Origin of the sequence: Micromonospora sp. CPCC 205546, from assembly GCF_036902715.1 — a bacterium.
Lineage (GTDB): Bacteria > Actinomycetota > Actinomycetes > Mycobacteriales > Micromonosporaceae > Micromonospora.
Map to the genome: position 1 here is coordinate 1 of NZ_JBAKHL010000156.1, position 1,301 is coordinate 1,301.

The following is a 1,301-nucleotide window of genomic DNA, read 5'->3' on the forward strand; positions in this document are numbered from 1 at the left end:
TGAGGTTCCCCCCGGGATGTGGACACCGGGTTATGCCGCGATCTGATGCAGCGTAGTCGGTGCGAGAGCCTGTTCGTAATTGGCGGGGCTGAGGTAGCCCAGCGCGGAGTGGCGTCGTCGGTGGTTGTAGAAGGCGATCCAGCGGAACACGTCGCGGCGGGCGTCGGTCTCGGATGTCCAGTGTCGGCGGTCGACGTCGAGTTCACGCTTCAGGGTGGCGAAGAACGACTCGGCCAGGGCGTTGTCGTACGACGAGCCGATCCGCCCCGTCGAGCGGCGGATGCCGTGCTGTTGGCAGGCGTCGGCGAAGTCGCCGCTGCCGTATTGGGCGCCCCTGTCCGAGTGGAAGATCACCCCGTCGACCCGGCCGCCGCGGGCGGCGACCGCCGCGTCGAGGGCGTCGATGACCAGTTCCGCGCGCGTGTGGGTGTTGATCGACCAGCCGATCAGCCGTCGGGTGGCGATGTCGATGACCGTGGCCAGATAGAGCCAGCCGGCGCCGACGCGTAGGTAGGTGATGTCGCCGCACCATCGCTGGTCCGGTGCGGTGGCGGTGAAGTCCCGGCCGATCAGGTCCGGCACTGGTGGGGCGGCCGGGTCGGGGATGGTGGTGCGTTTGCGGCGGCGCAGGTGCCGGCCCACCACGTCGCGTTGGCGCATGATCCGCTCCACCCGCTTGCGGTTGACGCGCACGCCCTGATCGTGCAGCTCGACGGTCACCCGCGGGGATCCGTAGGTGTCGCCCGAGCCGGCGTGGATGACCTTGATCTGTTCGGCGAGGGCGTCCTCGTCGGCGGCGCGAGCCTGCCGGGCGGGCTCGCTGGCGGTCCAGCGGTAGAACCCGGAGCGGGAGACCGCCAGGACCCGGCACAGCCGCTTGACGCCGAAGGCGGCACGGTGGGTGGAGATGAACCGGAAGCGGCTGGTCACCGATCCATCTCCTTCGCGAAATAGGCGGCTGCCTTGCGCAGGATCTCCTTCTCCTGCCGCAACTCCGCGACCTCACGCCGCAGGCGGGCGATCTCGGCGTCCTTGTCCGCCACCGACAACCCGTCCCCACCCGAGGCGGTCGCGGCGATCCCGCTCTGGCGTTCGGCGGCGCGGACCCAGTTCCGCAACGTCTCGTGACTCATCCCTAGCTCACGGGCCACCTGATTGATCGGCCGCTGCGACGAGCGGACCAGGTCGACCGCGTCACGCCGGAACTCTTCTGTGTACTTCGATGGACGCCCCAACGGGGACACCCCTTCCTCTGGACCAACATCCAGTCTCAGGGTGTCCACATCTCAGGGGGAAGCCCA

General features: G+C 69.0%; 1 protein-coding gene. It reads right to left on the bottom strand.

The features are described 5' to 3' along the window. Nucleotides 1-30 precede the first annotated feature (30 nt). A protein-coding gene (locus V6U77_RS29780; RefSeq protein WP_442934543.1) for an IS3 family transposase occupies nt 31-1,235 on the bottom strand; the annotation gives its coding sequence in 2 pieces (ribosomal slippage) (nt 31-1,001 and nt 1,001-1,235; 1,206 coding nt in all). Between the last annotated feature and the right edge of the window lie 66 nt (nt 1,236-1,301).